Raw genomic sequence first — 1,886 nt, 5'->3', positions numbered from 1 at the left:
ACCGTAGGTTGAGGCTACATTAATAATGCTGCCCGAACGTTGTTCGGCCATTACAGTTCCAAAAACCTGTGAGCACAAAAACACACCGGTTACATTTACATTAAGCGATTGCTGAAATGACTCCAACGGGTAATTTTCAAAAGCCGAAAGCTCCTTAGCCAGCGCCGGGTTTTCAAACATATCATTAATGGCTGCATTATTCACCAGGATATCGATGCTCCCATAACGGGTTAATATCTTATCGCGGGCTATTTCCAGGGCATGCTTGTTGGTTACATCAACTTTTAAGCCCCCATGCTGTTCCCCTAAACTTGCAGCAAAGGCTTCGGCCTTTTTCTCATCCATATCAGCAGCTACTACATTGGCGCCGGCCATAACCAGTGCTTCGCAGTGCTTTTTACCAATTAATCCCAATGCACCCGTTACAATAGCCGTTTTGCCTTTTAAAGAAAATAGTTCCATATATTACTTACAGCGCGGCAGCTTTTGGCTTTATATTGTAATTGCTCACCTTGCGGAAAACAGCCTCCAACACTTCGCCTTTTAAATAACTTTTAATATTGCCGCTTAAAATGGCTTCTTTAACAATTGGCAGCACATCGCGGTAAGCTAAAAGTGTATAATCAATATCTTCGGTAGTATGACTGTAACACATGTTATGAAACCCGGCCCAAAGGATACCCCGTTTTATCATTTCCTGCTGCATCAGCGTTTTTAACTCCAGTGCATTGCCCGCTTCAGGGGTAAAGGTTACCATGCTGCGGCAATTAAAACCAATACAGCGGGTATATTGATCCATTCCCATAGCTATGGCCAACTGATTGTAGCCATCCTTTAATAAGGCCCCGTTTTGATCAAGGTATTGTGGTACGTTTTTATCACGAAGTTCATTGATGGTAGCCACACAGGCAGCCAATGATAAAGCCTCGCCGCCAAAAGTAGTATAGCTAAATACTTCCGAATTGAACAGTTCCATCACATCTGCACGACCGGTAAGCAGCGCAATAGGCATCCCATTGGCGCAAGCCTTTGAAAAAACCGCCAGATCGGCCTTTACATTAAAGTATTCCTGTGCTCCGCCTAATGCAACGCGGAAACCTGTCCACATTTCATCAAAAATAAGCAGGGTGCCGTTTTCGCGGCATACTTCGGCTAATTGCTGTAAAAAGCCCGGTTTTGGGGCTTCAAAAATAAAAGGCTCCAGGATCAGCGCTGCAACGGTTTCGTCAAGCGCCGCTTTTATCGATTCAATATCGTTATATTCAAAAGTGTAGGTAAGCTCCTGTATACTTTCGGGAATACCTGCATTGCGACTGGTGATACCGATGTACCAGTCATGCCAGCCATGATAACCACAGCAAAACACTTTATCGCGGCCTGTAAATGCACGGGCAACACGTATAGCTGCCGAGCAAACGTCGGCCCCGGTTTTGGCAATTTTAACAGCTTCGGCATTTGGAATTACCTGTTGTACCAATTCTGATAACTCAACCTCAAGCGGGTGCATTAACGAAAAAGTAATGCCGTCATTTAATTGCGCACTGATGGCTTCATCAACAACAGGGTAGGCATAGCCTAAAGAAACAGGGCCTATGGCCGCGTTAAAATCAATATATTCATTGCCATCGGCATCCCAAACATGCGAGCCTTTACCTTTTACGAGGTATTTTGGCGCCACACCTTTACTAAACTGACCCGGACCTTTGGCCAGCGTTTGTGTAACCGGTTTCTGTACTTTTAAAGCACGTTCAAACAACTTGTCTGACTCACTTATATCGGGATAATTGTTGGTAAGCTGTATTTTATTAGCCATAACGTACATTATTTATTCTGAAAACGCATGTGTTAAAATGGATGGTTGTAAGTGCAGGGTTTGATAGCCTAAT

General features: G+C 44.0%; 2 protein-coding genes. Both read right to left on the bottom strand.

The features are described 5' to 3' along the window. On the bottom strand, window positions 1-462 hold a 462-nt coding region (locus AC1DRQ_RS31185; protein ID WP_477429967.1), incomplete at its 3' end, for an SDR family NAD(P)-dependent oxidoreductase. 7 nt (window positions 463-469) lie between these two features. Further along, a complete protein-coding gene (locus AC1DRQ_RS31180) occupies window positions 470-1,813 on the bottom strand; it encodes an aminotransferase class III-fold pyridoxal phosphate-dependent enzyme (protein WP_477429965.1) in 1,344 nt (447 codons plus the stop codon). Window positions 1,814-1,886 lie beyond the last annotated feature (73 nt).

It is taken from the genome of Mucilaginibacter sp. P4_E8 (assembly GCF_056401495.1).
Note: the sequence above shows the minus strand (reverse complement) of the source record. Positions and strands in the feature narration are given on the sequence as shown.